Source organism: Paenibacillus sp. RC84 (genome assembly GCF_041260495.1).
Taxonomy (GTDB): Bacteria; Bacillota; Bacilli; order Paenibacillales; family NBRC-103111; genus Paenibacillus_F.
Window position 1 is genome coordinate 392,010 of sequence record NZ_JBGBYL010000002.1, and the last position, 17,440, is coordinate 409,449.

General features: G+C 54.8%; 13 protein-coding genes. 9 read left to right on the forward strand and 4 right to left on the reverse strand.

What is annotated here, in order from left to right; translation table 11 throughout:
• Nucleotides 1-129 precede the first annotated feature (129 nt).
• Nucleotides 130-2,235, forward strand: a complete 2,106-nt coding sequence (ppk1, locus tag ABH899_RS05490) for a polyphosphate kinase 1 (protein WP_009676704.1) — start codon at nucleotides 130-132, stop codon at nucleotides 2,233-2,235.
• Here the strand turns inward: ppk1 and ABH899_RS05495 are convergent.
• The gene (locus tag ABH899_RS05495) at nucleotides 2,195-3,730 is read right to left on the reverse strand and encodes a Ppx/GppA phosphatase family protein (RefSeq protein WP_369994629.1); all 1,536 of its coding nucleotides are present in this window, start codon (nucleotides 3,728-3,730) and stop codon (nucleotides 2,195-2,197) included. The genes ppk1 and ABH899_RS05495 overlap by 41 nt on opposite strands.
• A gap of 275 nt (nucleotides 3,731-4,005) precedes the next feature.
• On the opposite strand from ABH899_RS05495, the gene citZ reads away from it, so the two are divergent.
• The 4 genes from citZ to ABH899_RS05515 all read left to right on the forward strand — a co-directional run bounded on the left by citZ (nucleotide 4,006) and on the right by ABH899_RS05515 (nucleotide 8,190).
• Nucleotides 4,006-5,118: a citrate synthase gene (gene citZ, locus ABH899_RS05500; protein WP_369994630.1), complete on the forward strand. Its 1,113-nt coding sequence runs from the start codon at nucleotides 4,006-4,008 to the stop codon at nucleotides 5,116-5,118.
• A 149-nt stretch (nucleotides 5,119-5,267) separates the two neighbouring features.
• Nucleotides 5,268-6,566, forward strand: coding sequence for an NADP-dependent isocitrate dehydrogenase (gene icd, locus ABH899_RS05505; RefSeq protein WP_218229289.1), 1,299 nt, complete (start codon nucleotides 5,268-5,270; stop codon nucleotides 6,564-6,566).
• Nucleotides 6,567-6,721: 155 nt separating this feature from the next.
• Entirely contained in the window at nucleotides 6,722-7,666 is a 945-nt protein-coding gene (gene mdh / locus ABH899_RS05510; protein ID WP_009676688.1) for a malate dehydrogenase, read from the forward strand.
• A 110-nt stretch (nucleotides 7,667-7,776) separates the two neighbouring features.
• Nucleotides 7,777-8,190: a hypothetical protein gene (locus tag ABH899_RS05515; protein ID WP_369994632.1), complete on the forward strand. Its 414-nt coding sequence runs from the start codon at nucleotides 7,777-7,779 to the stop codon at nucleotides 8,188-8,190.
• Nucleotides 8,191-8,251: 61 nt separating this feature from the next.
• Here ABH899_RS05515 and yfbR read toward each other — a convergent pair whose 3' ends face one another.
• Complete coding sequence (yfbR, locus tag ABH899_RS05520) at nucleotides 8,252-8,833, reverse strand: 5'-deoxynucleotidase (protein WP_218229292.1); 582 nt, start codon at nucleotides 8,831-8,833, stop codon at nucleotides 8,252-8,254.
• A 1-nt stretch (nucleotide 8,834) separates the two neighbouring features.
• Nucleotides 8,835-10,016, reverse strand: a complete 1,182-nt coding sequence (locus ABH899_RS05525) for a polysaccharide deacetylase family protein (protein ID WP_369994633.1) — start codon at nucleotides 10,014-10,016, stop codon at nucleotides 8,835-8,837.
• Nucleotides 10,017-10,168: 152 nt separating this feature from the next.
• Between ABH899_RS05525 and ABH899_RS05530 the strand changes: the two genes are divergently transcribed.
• The 3 genes from ABH899_RS05530 (at nucleotide 10,169) to ABH899_RS05540 (ending at nucleotide 14,719) form a co-directional block, all read left to right on the forward strand.
• Entirely contained in the window at nucleotides 10,169-11,752 is a 1,584-nt protein-coding gene (locus ABH899_RS05530; protein WP_369994639.1) for a fumarate hydratase, read from the forward strand.
• A gap of 320 nt (nucleotides 11,753-12,072) precedes the next feature.
• Nucleotides 12,073-13,872 (forward strand): two-component system histidine kinase PnpS, encoded by a 1,800-nt coding sequence (gene pnpS / locus ABH899_RS05535; RefSeq protein WP_369994642.1) that lies wholly within the window; start codon nucleotides 12,073-12,075, stop codon nucleotides 13,870-13,872.
• A gap of 127 nt (nucleotides 13,873-13,999) precedes the next feature.
• Nucleotides 14,000-14,719 carry a response regulator transcription factor gene (locus tag ABH899_RS05540; protein WP_009676698.1) on the forward strand — a complete coding sequence of 240 codons (720 nt, stop codon included), beginning with the start codon at nucleotides 14,000-14,002 and terminating at the stop codon, nucleotides 14,717-14,719.
• Nucleotides 14,720-15,212: 493 nt separating this feature from the next.
• On the opposite strand, the gene ABH899_RS05545 is transcribed toward ABH899_RS05540, so the two are convergent.
• Nucleotides 15,213-16,082, reverse strand: coding sequence for an AraC family transcriptional regulator (locus ABH899_RS05545; protein ID WP_369994644.1), 870 nt, complete (start codon nucleotides 16,080-16,082; stop codon nucleotides 15,213-15,215).
• 206 nt (nucleotides 16,083-16,288) lie between these two features.
• Between ABH899_RS05545 and ABH899_RS05550 the strand changes: the two genes are divergently transcribed.
• Nucleotides 16,289-17,380, forward strand: a complete 1,092-nt coding sequence (locus ABH899_RS05550) for a Gfo/Idh/MocA family protein (RefSeq protein ID WP_009676699.1) — start codon at nucleotides 16,289-16,291, stop codon at nucleotides 17,378-17,380.
• The last annotated feature ends 60 nt before the right edge of the window (nucleotides 17,381-17,440 follow it).

The following is a 17,440-nucleotide window of genomic DNA, read 5'->3' on the forward strand; positions in this document are numbered from 1 at the left end:
GAAAACATTCCGCGAAACTTTTACATAAAATTAACAAAGCAAAAATACAGCGCAAACATGCCCCCCGAACAACCCTTGTACAATAGAGGTATAGAATAGAAATTGCAGATAAGTGGGAGCTGGGGTTTCGTGGAAAACAATCAAAAGCCGGAAGGCGTTAAAAGCAACGATTGCTATAAGTATGTAAACCGTGATTTGAGCTGGATTGAGTTTAACCGCCGCGTGCTGGAAGAAGCTCAGGACCCGACGGCTCCGCTGCTGGAAAGAGCAAAATTTCTGTCCATCGTATCCAGCAATCTGGATGAGTTTATGAGTGTAAGGGTAGCGGGAATTCTGGATCAGATGAAAGCCGGCTATCATAAAAAAGATTTTACCGGCTATACGCCGTCCGGTCTGCTCAAACGCCTGCTGAAGAGAGCGAACCGCATGGTGGCGGACCAGTATAAAGCTTTTCGCGATTTGACGCGCCAACTGGCCCGCGAGGGAATTTTTTTCCCTTCCTACGATGAACTCAACAGCACTCAGCAGAAGGAAATGGACACCTATTTTCATGAAATCGTGTTTCCCGTACTGACGCCGATGGCCGTGGACCAGAGCCGTCCTTTTCCGCTGGTGCATACGCAGTCCAATTATTTGGCCGTCGTTCTGGAAAGCTGTGTGCCGACGGACCTGCGCACGTATTTCGCTATTGTGAGAGTTCCGCTTAATCTGGGCAGGCTTGTCCGGGTGCCCGTGCGCACCAACAGCAAGAAGCTGGAATTTATCCGGATGGAGGAGCTGATCAAGCATCATATCGAGTCTTTGTTCAGCGGGTATAAGCCCATCGCCGTCAACGGCTTCCGGCTCACACGCAATGCGGACCTGACTCTGAACGAGGAAGGCGCGGAGGATCTTCTGGAAGAGATCGAGAAGGAGCTCAAGCAGCGCAGATGGGGGGCGCCTGTCCGGCTCGAGGTGGAGAAAGGAATCCACCCTTATGCCCTGGAGCTATTGCGGGACGAGTTTGAAATCGGAGAAGGCTGTTTCGAAATCGACGGCCCGATCGATTTGACCTATCTGATCAAGCTGCCTCAGTTGGTCGGCGGGCGCGCCCATTTGTACTACCCCGCCCTGGAACAGGTTTACGCCGAAGAGTTTGAGCATACGGACGATTTTTTCGAGGTGATCCGGGAGCGGGATGTGCTGCTTTATCATCCGTACGAGTGCTTCGATACGGTGGCGGATTTTATTTTGCAGGCGTCCGACGATCCCTTTGTGCTTGCCATCAAAATGACGCTGTATCGCGTCAGCGGCAATTCCCCGCTCATCGGGGCGCTGGCCAGAGCGGCCGAATCGGGCAAGCAGGTGACGGTCGTCGTCGAGCTTAAAGCCCGTTTTGACGAGGAGCGGAATATCGCCTGGGCCAGGAAGCTGGAAAAGTCGGGGTGCCACGTCGTGTATGGTTTGGTCGGACTCAAGACCCATGCCAAAATCACGCTGGTCGTCCGGCAGGAGCAGGAAAGCCTCCGGAGATACGTCCATGTCGGAACCGGCAATTACAACGACAACACGGCCAAACTGTACACGGATGTGGGTTTGTTTACGAGCCACCAGGTGATGGGCGAAGACGCTTCGGCCTTGTTCAACGAAATGACCGGCTATTCGTCGCCTCATGACTGGCAGGCGTTTATCGTCGCCCCCGCGGACATGAAGACGCGGCTTATCGAGCTTATCGAAAGAGAAGGACGCCACGCGCTTGCGGGCAAGCCTGCCCGTATCGTGGCCAAGATGAACTCGCTCTCGAACCAGGAAGTGGTGGACGCGCTGTACGAGGCTTCGCAGGCGGGCGTGAAGATCGACCTCATCGTGAGAGGAGTCTGTGTCCTTCGTCCCGGCGTTGCGGATCTGAGCGAAAACATCACCGTGCGGAGTATCGTCGACCGTTTTCTGGAGCATTCGAGACTGTACTGGTTCGAGAACGGAGGCAGTCCCGACGTCTACTTGTCGAGCGCCGACTGGATGACCCGCAACTTGACGCGGCGGATTGAACTGATGTGCCCCGTCCGGGATGAGGAGCTGCAGCAGAGTGTGATCAATCTGCTTGAATTGTGTCTGCGGGACAATGTAAAAGCCCGTTTCCTGCAGCCCGGAGGAAATTATATCCGGGCGGCTGAAAACGGGCCTAAGGTGAGAAGCCAGTTCGATGCGATGACTATTAATCGGTGGAAAGTGCGGAAGCGTGAATATACGCGGTAAAGGACCAGTATTTTCCGGTCTCCTCCGCGGTTTCTTCGATCGTTCCGATTTCCGACGGGTCCTGGTCTTTGCAGAGCAGATGCAGGTGCAGCTCGCCCGGAACGGAACGCACGTCCAGTTCGGCGACGTTCCCGTTCTCGCCGTAATCCAAGGAGGTGGCCAGGCGGAGAAGAGAGCCGAGCTTGGCCGCGATGTCTTCATCGGACCTGTCCAGCACGTTTGCGTAAGGAAGCGCCTGCTGACGGGTCCGGTTTTTGTTTTTGAAGGTGGCGATCAGGGCGCAAAGCACGATCTCCCGGTGGGTAAGGCCGTCGATACGGGATTCCGTGATGAGGTGGAACGTATGGCGCCAGTGCTGGTAGCTGCTCACCGTGTAGCCTATCCGCTGCAGCAGCGCTGCGGCGTGAAGAAGCGAGCGGTGGCGCGGCTGCAGCTCGGGCGCGCTATCCGCGAGCACATCGTACAAGGCTGCCGCATGGGCGGCTGCGCGACGGAGATGATCGTGCGGCAGAGGCGTATGCAGCTTCAGCATGTTTTCCACGCTGAATTCCAGCACATCGGTGATGGGCAGCCGGTCCGGCATGGCCGTTTCGTAGAACAGGCCGTCGCGGAGCCCCGCACTGCTCACGATAATCCGTGAAGCGGCCGTCTGCCGGTAAACGGAGTGAAGGAGGACGACTCCGGCAACAATAATATCGGCGCGTCCCTTGGACAGGCCGTCGAGCTTTTTGCGCTTCTCCACGGGAAGGGACGGGAGAAGGTCCATGTAGCTCTGGAGGTCGTTTTCCTCCAGCTCGTAGTTGTGCATCACCGGGAGCGGGTAATCCACACGCTTCTGGTTAAGCTTCGCCAGCGCCCGCCCGGCGCCCCCCAGGCTGACCAGGGGCAGCTGCGCATGCTCCCGGATCCAGGGGTGAAGGTCGATCGTATCCCGGACGAGCGCCTTGAGCGCCTCGATCCGTTCCGGCCGGACGATTCCGCCCGGAGTGTACTCGCGGGCAGCCGTCACGGCGCCGAACGGGAAGGAAACGCTGTTCACCCGTTTGCGGTCCAGGAAGAGGGTGATCTCGGTGCTTCCGCCGCCGATATCCACGATGAACCCGTCCCGGACGTCGAGCGTGCTGACCACGCCTTGAAACCCGAGGCGGGCTTCTTCTTCGCCGGAGAGGATGTCGATGACGATGCCTGAGCGCTCCGCAAGCTCCCGCGCGATATCTTCGGCGTTCGCGGCATTGCGGATAGCGGCCGTAGCGGCGGCCTTCACCGAATCGACGGAATAGGCACCGCATATCCGTTTGAAACGGCGCAGCAGCGGCACGACGGACAGGATGCCGTCGTGAGTCATCGCTCCGTCTTCGCCGATGCGCTCGGACAGCCGGGCCGTCTCTTTCGTTTCATGCAGAATCCGGTAGGCGCCCGGAGGCGTCACTTCGTAAATGACCAGACGGACCGAGTTCGATCCGATGTCGATAATGGCGTAGCGGCTGCTGTTCATATGCGTTCGGGCTCCTATTTACGAGAAAATTTGTGAATAATATGGTATGATGAATGAATGGCCGATTTTGTTGGCTGCTCTGGTTCCTATTGTACCAATACCGAGTATAGACCACAAACCGGGCGAATGTGCACGAATGATGCAAGAAAGTTTATTTATTGTACTGATAATGAAGTTTTATGGGCTTTTGTTTCACATAATGGTCAAAATCCTTTATTATTAGTAAGAAAGCTACCGCAGTTTTTGTCAATCCAGTGAAATAAGGAGAGGTTTCCATGACAGCTACCAAAGGCTTGGAAGGTATTGTTGCGACAACATCGTCGATCAGCTCCATCGTGGACGGTGTGTTAACTTATCGCGGATTAGATATCGATGATTTGGCTGAGAATGCCTCCTTTGAAGAAGTCATTTACCTGCTCTGGTTCGGTAAATTGCCCAACCAGGCCGAGTTGGACCAGCTCCGCAGCGATTTAAATGCGAGTTCTTCCATTCCGGATCAGGTTCTTGAACAAATTAAATTGTATCCTTCCGATACAAACGCGATGGCAGCGCTCCGTACGGCTGTATCCGCTCTTGCTTTGTATGATAAAGAAGCTAACGAGATGAGCCGCGAATCCAACGTTCGCAAGGCCATCAAGATTCAAGCTCAAATTCCGACGATTATCGCGGCTTTCGCCCGCATCCGTGAAGGCAAAGAGCCTCTTGCTTCCAAAGGATACCCGTCCCTGGCTGCAAACTTCCTCTACATGCTTACTGGAGAAGAGCCGGATGAAACCGCTATCACCGCTTTGGATAAGGCGCTTGTGCTTCATGCCGACCATGAGCTCAACGCTTCCACGTTCGCGGCACGCGTAACCGTGGCGACGCTGACGGACATCTACTCCGGCATCACTTCCGCAATCGGCACCCTCAAAGGGCCTCTGCACGGCGGCGCGAACGAAGCCGTAATGGCGATGCTCGAGGAGATCGGCGAAGTGGAAAACGTCGTTCCTTACATCAACAAGAAGCTGGAAAACAAAGAGAAGATCATGGGCTTCGGACACCGCGTTTACAAGAACGGCGATCCGCGCGCGAAGCATCTGCAGGAGATGTCCCAGCAGCTGACGGAATCGACGGGTCTTGGCAAGTGGTACCAAATGTCCATTCAAATCGACGAGCTTATTACGAGCCTCAAAGGTTTGAAGCCGAACGTTGACTTCTACTCCGCTTCCGTTTATACGTCCTTGAAAATCCCTCGTGATCTGTTCACGCCGATTTTCGCCATCAGCCGCGCATCCGGCTGGACTGCTCACATCTTGGAGCAATACGACAACAACCGTCTGATCCGTCCTCGCGCCGAATACACAGGCCCTACGAATCAGAAGTACATTCCGATCGAAGAACGTTAATTAAGCAGGGCCGGCAACGAAGACGGGCGGCAGCGGAAGAAATGGCTGAGCCATCCCCCGCCCGGACAATCCGGCTTTCTCTTTGCGTGCGCCCGCGGTTAAACCGGGTGCGCAACTATGACCTTATAATCGATTAGGAGGATTTTAACATGCCGAAATTTGAAAATTATGCACTGCCTACCGAAGGACAAGCGATTACGATTGAAAACGGTAAGCTGAACGTTCCGAACAACCCGATCATCCCGTTCATCGAAGGTGACGGCACAGGTCCCGATATCTGGGCAGCTTCCCAACGCGTTCTTGACGCTGCTGTCGAGAAAGCCTACAAAGGCGAGAAGAAAATCGCATGGTACGAAGTATTTGCCGGCGAAAAAGCGTTCAACACCTACAACAGCTGGCTGCCGAACGATACGCTCGAAGCTATCCGCGAGTACATCGTAGCCATCAAAGGACCTCTGACTACACCGGTAGGCGGCGGTATCCGTTCCCTGAACGTAGCGCTTCGCCAAGAACTCGATCTGTACACTTGCCTGCGTCCTGTTCGCTACTTCAACGGTGTGCCTTCCCCGGTAAAACACCCTGAGCTGGTTGACATGGTTATTTTCCGTGAGAACACGGAAGACATCTATGCGGGTATCGAGTATCAAGAAGGTTCCGCAGAAGTGAAAAAAGTGATCGAGTTCCTTCAAAACGAAATGGGCGCGAACAAAATCCGTTTCCCTGAAACTTCCGGTATCGGCATCAAGCCGGTTTCCAAAGAAGGTTCCGAGCGTCTGATCCGCGCGGCTATCGAATATGCAATCAAACACGGCCGCAAGAGCGTTACCCTCGTTCACAAAGGCAACATCATGAAATTCACCGAAGGTGCTTTCAAAAACTGGGGTTACGCGCTTGCCGAGAAAGAGTTCGGCGATAAAGTATTCACATGGACAGAATATGACAGAATCAAAGAAGAGAAAGGTACCGATGCTGCTAACCAGGCTCAAAAAGAAGCCGAAGAAGCCGGCAAAATCGTCGTAAAAGACGCGATTGCCGACATCGCCCTGCAGCAGGTTCTGACTCGTCCGACTGATTTTGAAGTTATCGCAACGCTGAACCTTAACGGCGACTACCTGTCCGACGCTCTGGCGGCACAAGTTGGCGGTATCGGTATCGCACCTGGAGCGAACATTAACTACATGACTGGCCACGCTATTTTCGAAGCCACTCACGGTACGGCTCCGAAGTATGCCGGACTTGACGTGGTTAACCCGGGTTCCGTTATTCTGTCCGGCGTTATGATGCTTGAGCACCTGGGCTGGCAGGAAGCGGCCGACCTGATCTATAAAGGCATCGAGTCCGCAATCGACGCTAAAACCGTTACTTATGACTTCGCACGTCTGATGGACGGCGCGACTAAAATCAAGTGCTCCGAGTTCGGCGACGAAATCATCAAGCACATGGGCTAATTGTTTATGAATAAAAGGACCAGCCGGGCTTGCCCGGCTATTCCTTCTTGTTCCGGCTCCGCTAGCGGAACGGCAGGTAAGGCTGTTTTTACATTTTCCTAAAAACCATGCCCGCTTGTCCAAAGCGTGCAACCATGACCAGGAGGTAACTAAAAATGGCTATCCGCCGCAATAAAATTACGGTTGTAGGTGCAGGTTTCACAGGAGCGACAACGGCTCTTATGCTGGCTCAAAAAGAACTGGGTGACGTTGTCCTCGTTGATATTCCGCAGCTGGAAAACCCGACAAAAGGTAAAGCGCTGGATATGATGGAAGCTAGCCCGGTCCAAGGGTTTGACAGCAACATCGTAGGTACTTCTTCTTACGAAGATGCTGCCGGCTCCGATATCGTGATCATTACGGCAGGCATCGCCCGCAAACCGGGAATGAGCCGTGACGACCTCGTGAATACCAATGCGGGAATCGTAAGATCCGTTTGCGAAAACGTGAAAACACACTGCCCGGATTCCATCGTTATTATCTTGAGCAACCCGGTTGACGCCATGACTTACGTGGCTTACGAAGCACTCGGCTTCGAGAAAAACCGCGTAATCGGCCAATCCGGCGTTCTGGATACAGCCCGTTACTGCACGTTTATCGCGCAAGAACTGAACGTATCCGTAGAAGACGTTCGCGGCTTCGTGCTTGGCGGCCACGGCGACGATATGGTTCCGCTCGTTCGTTACTCCAACGTAGGCGGTATTCCGATCGAGAAGCTGATCCCTTCGGAGCGCATCGAGGCAATCGTACAGCGTACACGTACGGGCGGCGGCGAAATCGTGAACCTGCTCGGCAACGGCAGCGCATATTACGCTCCGGCAGCTTCTCTGGTTCAAATGGCTGAAGCTATCCTGAAAGACAAAAAACGCATTATTCCGGCTATCGCTCTCCTCCAAGGCGAGTACGGCTACGAGAACTTGTTCATGGGCGTACCGACCCTGCTGGGCGCGGGAGGCATCGAGAAAGTATTCGAGCTGGAACTCACAGGAGAAGAGAAAACGGCGCTGGACAAATCCGCGGACTCCGTTCGCAACGTAATTAAAGTCGTAACAGGCGCTTAATTTAAGCCCGGTTAGCGCATATAACCCGAACATTCAAGAAAAGAGCCGATCCGGCTCTTTTCTTCTGCCCGGGTTCAAACGGGTGGAATTCCGGAAGGATGGGTCTTATTGTGCTTTTACTGCAAACTCTATTGTTTTTGCACGTGACAGGAGCTATTACGCTGGGCTTCTATCTGCTGCTTCCGCTTCTGCTGCATTCCAGCCTGAAGCAGAAGGAGGACGCCAGGCTGGGGCAGCTCCGACTGATCCGTCACTTGAACCGGATCGGCCAGTATATTCTGCTTGCGCAGCTTGCGACAGGCGGTTACCTGCTCAGCCTGGGTACCTACTCTACAGCCTGGATGACAGCAGTCATAACGCTGTTTATCGTGGTCGGCGCCGCCGGAGGGATGCTTGGTGTGGCCCTCCGCCGCGTCATCAACGGGCGGGCCGAAGCGATGCGCCAGGCTTTCTGGTACAGCGCGGCCGCGGGGCTGGCTTTTGTGCTGCTTCTGGTGCTGAAGAAGTTCCCGCAGATTTTGTGAGAGACCGGCCGGCGATGAGGCGAGAGCGAGGCCCAAGCAAAAAAACGAGCTGTCCGGCTAACTAATCGGACAGCTCGTCTAGGGTTTTCTCCAGGCTCGGAGCGAGACGCGTCAGGAAGTACTCGACTTCCGGCATGTTCAGCTCCGTGATGGACTGCTCGATCTGCTTCTTGGCGGTGCCGAACTCCCGGTTGCCCGCCGACAGCTCGGCGGTGCATTTGAGGTAGGCATCCAGCAGATCTGCGGCTTTGACAATCCGCGCAAGCTCGGGGTCCGCCGGGCCGAGTATAAGCGGCTCGTAAGCATGCCGGAGCTCGTCCGGGATCATCTGGACGAGCTTGTCGGCCGCCAATTGCTCCAGCTCGCGGAAATTCCGCAGAATGTGCGGGTTGTGATGCTTCACCGGCGTAGGAATATCGCCGGTGATGACTTCCGTCGCATCATGGAACAACGCCATGGATACGACGCGGTCGGTCGGCCAGCTTCGGCCGAACACTTCGTTGCCGATGGTGCAGAGCACGTGGGTGAGAAGAGAGACGTGGAAGGAATGTTCCGCCACGTTCTCCCGCACCGTGCTCCGCATCAGGCTCCATCTTTCTATGTAGCGCATCCGGTACAAGTAGGCGAAGAAATGATGGTCCATCTTACGGCGTTCCTCCCTGATGACGCTTACTGTCTTGGGACGTCAGGATTCGGGGTTCCTGCCGCCAATAGATCTGGCCGGTAGAGCGGTTGTAGGTCACTTCGCGCCCGAGCAGCCGCTGGAGATCGGACAGGCTGATGACCAGCTCGCCGTGCTCGCGGCGCACGGGTTCGGACAGTTCAACGACGGAGGCGGCGGTTTTGAACCGGCGGCTGCCCACCGAACCCGAAAAGACGCGGTCGTCCGAGCGGATCGTCACCGACTGCCCGTCGTCGGTAACGGTACCTCCCAGACGGTCGACGGCATCGGACAGAAGGACGGAGCCGGACGTCTGAGGCTGGGCGACAGCCCGCCGTTTGAGTGTGGTATGCAGCCGTTCCGGCGTGATCCACGGGCTTCCCGCATTGATGCGCGGAATGTGCATCCGGTTGGCATCGCGTGTCGCCATCTGCGGAATGATCGTAAAGCCGTAGCGGAAGCCGGCTTTGCTGTACATCTCCGCGCCTTCATCGGCGATGATGCCGTAAGGATAGGCAACCGTATCGACGGGGAGCTCCTGCAGCGGAGACAGGTTAGACGCGCAGGCGGCGGCATCGTTATAAATCCGGCTGCGGTACTGCTCGTCCGTTTCCTGAACGCCGTTTACCGTATCGCGGCCGACGAGGGCGGCTTCCCCGCTGTCCAGCTTCCGGTGGGAAGCATTGGTGTGGCACTGATTTTCGATGAAATTCGTCTCGTGCGACATTCGGGTCAGTTCTTCCTTGGACATGGACGGAATCATGGTCGCTTTGGGATCGGCCAGCGTTTCGGTAATGATGAAATTGACGGCGGAAATTTTCAGTTCCTTCAGTACGGGGTAGGCATGCGAATACACGCTCTCATAACCATCGTCGAAAGTGACGAGAACGGCATTATCCGGGACGCTCGCACCCGCCAGATACTGTTTGAATTCCTGCAGTGTAATAAAATGATAGCCTTTGGCGAGCAAATAGTTCATCTGATCGCGGAACAGCTTGCTTGTAATGGTGCTGCTGCTTGTGTCCTGATCATGGATGTGGTGGTACATCAGTACGGCTACCTGATCCCTGTACCACAGTTTGTACCGGTCGGCACCGGTCGGTATCAGCAGCGCGCTAAGCCCGAAGACGGCAAGCAGCAGCGCGCTCAGAAGTCTTTTGTACATGAATGGCCATGCTCCTTGTATCATATTTCCGTGGTAACAAGCGGCGTGAACGGTGTGTTATAATTAAAGCATAGTAAGAATAGCGGTGACTACCACAGAAATCACGGTCTTACGGTTGTTCTGATGCGACAAGAGGAGAGGAGACTAACACCATGCAGCATTTTCTACAAAGTGTATATGATTTGATTGTGGAAACGTCCACTAACCTTCCGGCCGACGTCCGCCGGGCGATCCGCAATGCCCAGTCCCTGGAGGATAAGGGTACTCGTGCGGCGCTTTCGTTAAGCACCATTGCGCAAAACATCGAAATGGCGGAAACGAACGTATCGCCGATTTGCCAGGATACGGGAATGCCTACGTTTATTATACACTGTCCGGTCGGAGCTGACCAAATCACGATGAAGCGTCAAATTCGTGAAGCCGTCGCTCAAGCGACCAAAGACAGCAAATTACGGACGAATTCGGTCGATTCCCTGACAGGCGCCAACACGGGCGACAACCTGGGTCCCGGAACCCCGGTCATTCATTTCGAGCAGTGGGAACGCGACGATATCGAAGTCAAGCTCATTCTGAAAGGTGGCGGCTGCGAGAACAAAAACATCCAGTACAGCCTTCCGGCGGAAATCCCCGGCCTGGGCAAAGCGGGACGAGATCTGGACGGAATCCGCAAATGCGTCATGCATTCCGTGTATCAGGCGCAGGGTCAAGGCTGCAGCGCGGGTGTGATCGGAGTCGGCATCGGGGGCGACCGCACGACCGGCTACGAGCTGGCCAAGCATCAGCTGTTCCGTTCCCTGGACGATGTGAATCCGAACGAAGATCTCCGCAAGCTGGAAGATTACGTGATGGAGAACGCCAACAAGCTCGGCATCGGCACGATGGGTTTCGGCGGCCAAGTTACGCTGCTCGGCTGCAAGGCCGGTGTGATGAACCGTCTTCCCGCAAGCTTCTTCGTTTCGATCGCGTATAACTGCTGGGCCTACCGCCGTCAAGGGGTTGTCCTGAACGCCCAAACCGGCGAAATCCAGGATTGGGTGTACGAGCGCGGTTCCGACCAGCCGATGAACGAGGCGGCTCAGCCGGCAGCTGCAGCGGAAGCTTCGCAGCCGGAGGCCGTAGCTGCCGCTCCTGATGCCGACGAATCTGACGAGCGTCGTGAGATCGTTCTGCAAACGCCGATCAGCGAAGAGCAGATCCGCCAGTTGAAAGTGGGCGACGTGGTCATCATCAACGGAATGATGCATACCGGACGCGACGCGCTTCATAAATATTTGATGGATCACAACTCGCCGGTCGATCTGAACGGTGCGGCCATTTATCACTGCGGGCCGGTTATGAGTCAAGATCAAGCGGGCAACTGGAAAGTGAGAGCGGCAGGCCCTACCACAAGTATCCGTGAGGAGCCTTACCAAGGAGATATTATTAAAAAGTTCGGCATCCGCGCCGTCATCGGCAAGGGCGGTATGGGTCCCAAAACGCTGGCTGCCTTGAAGGAGCATGGCGGTGTTTATCTGAATGCGATTGGCGGAGCCGCGCAATACTATGCGAGATGCTTCAAGAAAGTCGAAGGCGTGGACTTTATGGAATTCGGGATTCCGGAAGCCATGTGGCATCTGCAGACCGAGGGTTTTGCGGCCATCGTAACGATGGATTCTCACGGAAACAGTCTTCATGCGGATGTAGAGAAAAATTCGCTGCAAAAGCTGGAGCAGTTCAAGGAGCCTGTTTTCGCCTAAGTTTATCCGTTGGGCGGGCAAGCAATGCCGGTTCGTTCCCGAAAGCGAACGAATCGGGTGAACGGTACGCGAGGATTGCTCAGAATTGTTCGTGAGTTTATGACATTCATAAACGGACTTATTTCGCGGGTGGAAGCCTTCTGCCCGCCGGGCCGGAGGCGGGGAGCCTCCGGTTTTTTTTGCATGCTTATACTGCCGGTCCTCCGGGATTCCTTTACATAATCTTTACTTTTTTTACGTGCGGGGGAAGCGTACACTAAGGATTGATCTCCTGAAGAAAACCGTTATGATGACCTCATGTTTGGAGTGAAGGTAAACTTATGCTCAAATTCAGAGCCCGCTTGACGCTGATTCTTATGCTGATGATCGGAGTTTCCATGCTGATCGCCGGTATTTTCATGGCAAAGCTGCTGGAAGATTCACATATTAAAGAGCTGGAATCCAATCTGGTGCGCGAACTTCGCGTGATCGAGATGACCGGCGACTGGAACAAGGCCGGGGATTTGGCTTTCCTTGTGCCGTATTATACTTCCCAGACAAAGCGGCTGAAGGAATTTACGGATGCCCGAGTGACGTATATCCGGGAAGACGGCAAGGTGCTGGGAGATTCGGATGAAAATCCCGAAGAGCTGGACAACCACGCGGGCCGCAGCGAAATTCAACAGGCAAACCGGGAAGGCGTCGGGTATGCGATCCGGTACAGCGACACACTTAAACGCAACATGCTGTATGCGGCTATCCCGGTACAGACAGCGGGCGGAGAGAAAACGGGATATCTGCGTCTGGCCATGAGCCTCGAGCAGGTGGAGAATACGATCCGCCATTTATGGCTGTTCCTTCTTATCGGTCTGGGTATCCTGTTCCTTATTGCGGGTGCGACCAGCTACCGGATTGCCAAAGGGCTGACACGGCCGATCGAGAACATAACGAATGTGGCGAAGCAGATTACCAACCGCAACTATAAAGCGCGTGTGGAAACGAAAAGCCTGGACGAAGTAGGCCAGTTGGGTCAGGCTATCAACCGGATGGCGGACAGTCTGCATATGCAGATGAACCGGATTCTGGAGAATGAAGGCCGCCTCAAAGGCGTGCTGGAGAATATGGGAAGCGGTATTCTGATGGTAGACCGCGACCAGAGAATCGTGCTCGTCAACCGTTCGGCCGAAGATATTCTCGGTTTTTCTTCCAATGAATTGTACGGAAAAAAGTACGACGAAGCGAAGCAGCAGTTCGAGCTGACGCGGCTCATTCAGGAATGCATCGAAACGAACGAGCATATCCGCGAGGAAATCATTTTCTATTACCCGTCGGAACGGATTCTGGAAATCAACTTGAGCCCCATCTCGCAAGCGGATGGAGAATGGTCGGGCGCGCTCGTCGTTCTGCATGATATTACGGCGATGCGCCGGCTGGAACGGATGCGCAGCGAATTTGTCGCGAACGTTTCCCATGAGCTGAAAACGCCGATTGCCGCGGTGAAGGGCTTTTCCGAAACGCTGCTGGCCGGAGCGCTGGATGACAAGGAAACGGCGAGATCGTTTCTGCAAATTATTTTCGATGAAAGCGAGCGGCTCAACCGGCTGGTCGGGGATATTCTGGAGCTGTCGAAAATCGAATCGAAGCGCATTCCTCTGCAGCTGTCGCCGACTCATCTCCAAAGCATTATTCAAAAATCGCTTCACATGATGGAAGCGGAGGCGGACAAGAAGAAGATCGCGCTCAGCATGAATGTGGATGAAGCGCTGTTCCTGGAAGCGGATGAAGACCGTCTGAGGCAGATTCTGATCAATCTGATGGCGAACGGAATCAACTACACGCCGGAAGGCGGCCGGGTCTCGGTCGCGGCGGAACTCGCGGGATCGGGAACCGAAGGAGAGGACGAGCGGATCCGGATATCCATTAAAGATACGGGAATCGGAATTCCTAAAAAAGATCTTCCGCGGATTTTCGAAAGATTTTACCGGGTGGACAAAGCGCGCTCCCGCAGTTCAGGCGGAACGGGCCTAGGTCTGTCGATTGTGAAGCATCTGGTTGAGATGCATCACGGAACGATCCGGGTCGAGAGCGAGGTCGGCTACGGCACGGAATTTATTATCGAGCTTCCGGTGATTCATCCGTAACGACGGAGGAATTTCATTTTTCGGACAAGTTTACGCGGCGTTAATATTTTATTTACATTCGATTTACATTCCACTGCTATGATAAACTTAAGATAGTAGTATAAGACGTTCAAGCGTGGGGGACACGATGTCACAAAAAATTTTGGTTATCGAGGACGAGCCTACGTTAGCGAGGCTGCTCTCTTATAATTTGACTCAGGAAGGTTACGAAACGAAGGTCGTGGATCACGGGGGAGACGGTCTGCAGGCGGCTATGCAGCAGCCGTACGATCTGATCATTCTGGACATTATGCTTCCGGGGTTGAATGGGTTTGAGGTGCTATCCAAACTGCGGCAGAAGGGCAATGCGACGCCGGTGGTGATTCTGACGGCCCGTAATGCCGAGGAAGAAGTCGTGCAGGGACTGAAGCACGGCGCGGACGACTACATTACGAAGCCGTTCGGCGTCGCCGAGCTTCTGGCGCGCGTGGCGGCGGTTCTGCGCCGCACGCAGGCGGACGAGCCCGGCGGCGAAGGCAAGAAATCGACCGACAAGGTGATTGCGGTCGGCGATCTGCAAATCTTCCCCGAGAAGTACGAAGTCTATCTCGGAGAAGAATCCATCCCGCTGCGCCCGAAGGAGTTCGAGGTGCTGCTTTATCTCGTGCAGCGCCCCGGAGTCGTGATTACGCGGGATGACCTGATGAACATCGTCTGGGGCTTCGATTATATCGGAGGCCAGCGGACGGTGGATGTTCATGTAAGCTCGCTTCGCAAGAAGCTGGAGATGAACCAGCAGTCGGTTCAGATCGAATCCATCCGCGGCGTGGGGTACAAGCTCGTTGCCCACCAGGGCCGCAAGGTGTAGACGGGACCGGTGCGGCTAAGCGCCGCCGGTCTTGAGATCGCGCCGCGCGAGCGATGCGATGGCGCGGCCGATACGGAAAGCCCCGGGCTCTTGCCGGGGCTGTTCCGCGCAGCGGCGCAGCAAGAAGAAAGGCAGGTCCCTATGCGGGCCTGCCTTTCTTCGGTTTGTCTGCGGCGCGCTGGGCGGCTGTCCGCAAATGCCGCGGTTCTGCCGATCCGTGGAGACGGCTGCGTGAAAGCGGCGGGTCCAGCCGAGTGTCGCAGCCGCAGAGCGTGGCATGAGGTAGCCCCGCTGCGGGAGGCGGAGACGCGCGTGGGGCCGGCCGGTAAGTGCAGGGGCGCAGGCTTGACCTGTGCGGCTCCGTTAGGGGCGTCCGGCAAGCTCCCAAACGCCTGGGTTAGTACCAGCCGCATCAAGCGAGCTCTCATTCTGCGTTGCTTCAGCATGACGGTGAGCAACCACGGCTTGCCCGCCTGAAAGCCCATATCCGCCCTTATCGGTTCCACTCCAGCATTTTTTTGCGGAATTCATGGGGGGAGCAGTGGTTGATCTTTTTGAAGGTTTTATAAAAGTGAGCCATGTTCGGCATGCCGATCTGTTCGCCGACCTGGGCGACGCTGATATCCTGAGTCAGCAGGATTTTCTCGGCTTTTTTGATTTTTTTGAAATTCACGTAATCGAGGAAAGAAATGCCGAGTACTTTTTTGAAATATTTCACAAAATAGTAATAGGAAATGTTGGCCGCCTTGCTGGCTTCATCCACGTAAACCTTGCCGTCGATATTCCGGTCGATGTACTCGAAAACCGGCTTCAGCCGGATCAGATCGGCGCTGTTGCCGTAATCGAGCAGGCGCTTCTCGTCGCTGCGGAGCAGAGAGAGCACGATCTGTTTCACGAGGATGGAGATGGCGATTTCATAGCCGACTTTTTTGCCGGCGTACTCGGTATAAATGTTGCGGATACACGCAAATACCTCGTCGCGGATAGCGGGATTTTCCCGGAAAATATAATTCAGCTTGCTTAGCGCGGACTGGGTCTCCGAAAAATAACGCAAATAAGCGATCCCGCTTTCGTCAAAGTAATGCTCCAGGTCGAACTGGAACACATAATAGACGAGTGTGGTATCTGCCGACGAACGGTCCCGGTGGAGCTCGGAGGAACCGATCAGGATAACGTCTCCGGCTTTCAGGCTCACTCTTTCATTTTCAAGGTAAACGTCGAGTTCTCCTTCGACAATGGCAAGCATTTCGACTTCTTTGTGGTAATGCCACGGACTCATCCGCTCGTCGTCACGACGGGCTTGAAAGACCCGCATGGACAAAAAAGGGTTTTCATAATTAATCTGTTCGTTATAGATTTCCACCAGCTCTGCCCCCGAATGACAAAATCGCATATAAGTATCGCCATATCTGTGATTTTATTTTGGCGAGGTATCTTCTATACTTTATTGTAGTACGATCGAGCAGGCAGGGGAAGCCGCTAAATTTTAGAACGCGCGTACATTTTGCCGCCATCCTGTCTGATTGTTAGTTACATATCCATGTTTACCCATTTGAAGGAGGAACTGCAATGTCACAAAAGTACCGGATCGGAATTATCGGATGCGGAGGGATTGCAAACGGCAAACACCTGCCGAGTCTGGCGAAACTGCCTAACGTTGAATTGGTCGCATTCTGCGATATTGTCATCGAACGGGCGGAAAAAGCCAAGGAACAATACGGTTCCGGCGATGCTTGCGTTTACCAAGATTACCGTGAACTGCTGAAAGATTCCTCCCTTGATATAGTTCATGTCTGCACACCGAACGATTCTCACGCGGACATTACCATCGATGCACTGGAAGCCGGCAAACACGTCATGTGTGAAAAGCCGATGGCTAAAACGTCCGTGGACGCCCGCCGCATGGTGGACGCCGCCAAACGGACCGGCAAGAAACTGACGATCGGATATAACAACCGTTTCCGCTCCGATTCCCAGTATTTGAAAAAGCTTTGCGAAGACGGCGAGCTTGGGGAAGTTTACTTCGCCAAAGCACACGCTATCCGCCGCCGGGCCGTTCCGACTTGGGGCGTATTCCTGGATGAAGAAAAGCAGGGCGGAGGCCCGCTGATCGATATCGGGACTCACGCGCTCGACCTCACGTTGTGGATGATGGACAACTACAAACCGAAGGTTGTGCTCGGAACCTCGTACCACAAGTTGTCTCACCGGGCGAACGCGGCGAATGCTTGGGGCCCTTGGGACCCGGCGAAGTTCACGGTTGAAGATTCCGCTTTCGGTATGATCACGATGGAAAACGGCGCGACTATCATGCTTGAATCGAGCTGGGCGCTGAACACCCTTGAAGTCGACGAAGCGAAATGTACGCTGAGCGGAACCGAGGGCGGAGCCGACATGAAGGACGGCCTGCGCATTAACGGCGAGAAAAACAGCCGCCTGTACACGCAGAATATCGAGCTTTCCAGCGGCGGCGTAGCCTTTTACGAGGGTGCTTCCGAGAACGCGCCCGATCTGGAGATGCGGATGTGGATCGACGCGATCGAAAACGACAAAGATCCGGTAGTCACGCCGGAACAGGCACTTGTCGTATCGGAGATTCTCGAAGCCATCTACGAATCGGCGAAAACCGGCAAAGCGGTTTACCTGAACGAAGAGAAGTAAGAGCGGCCGCAGTCTGCTTACAACAAAAAAGTCCGCCTCGTTTTACGGGGCGGCTTTTTC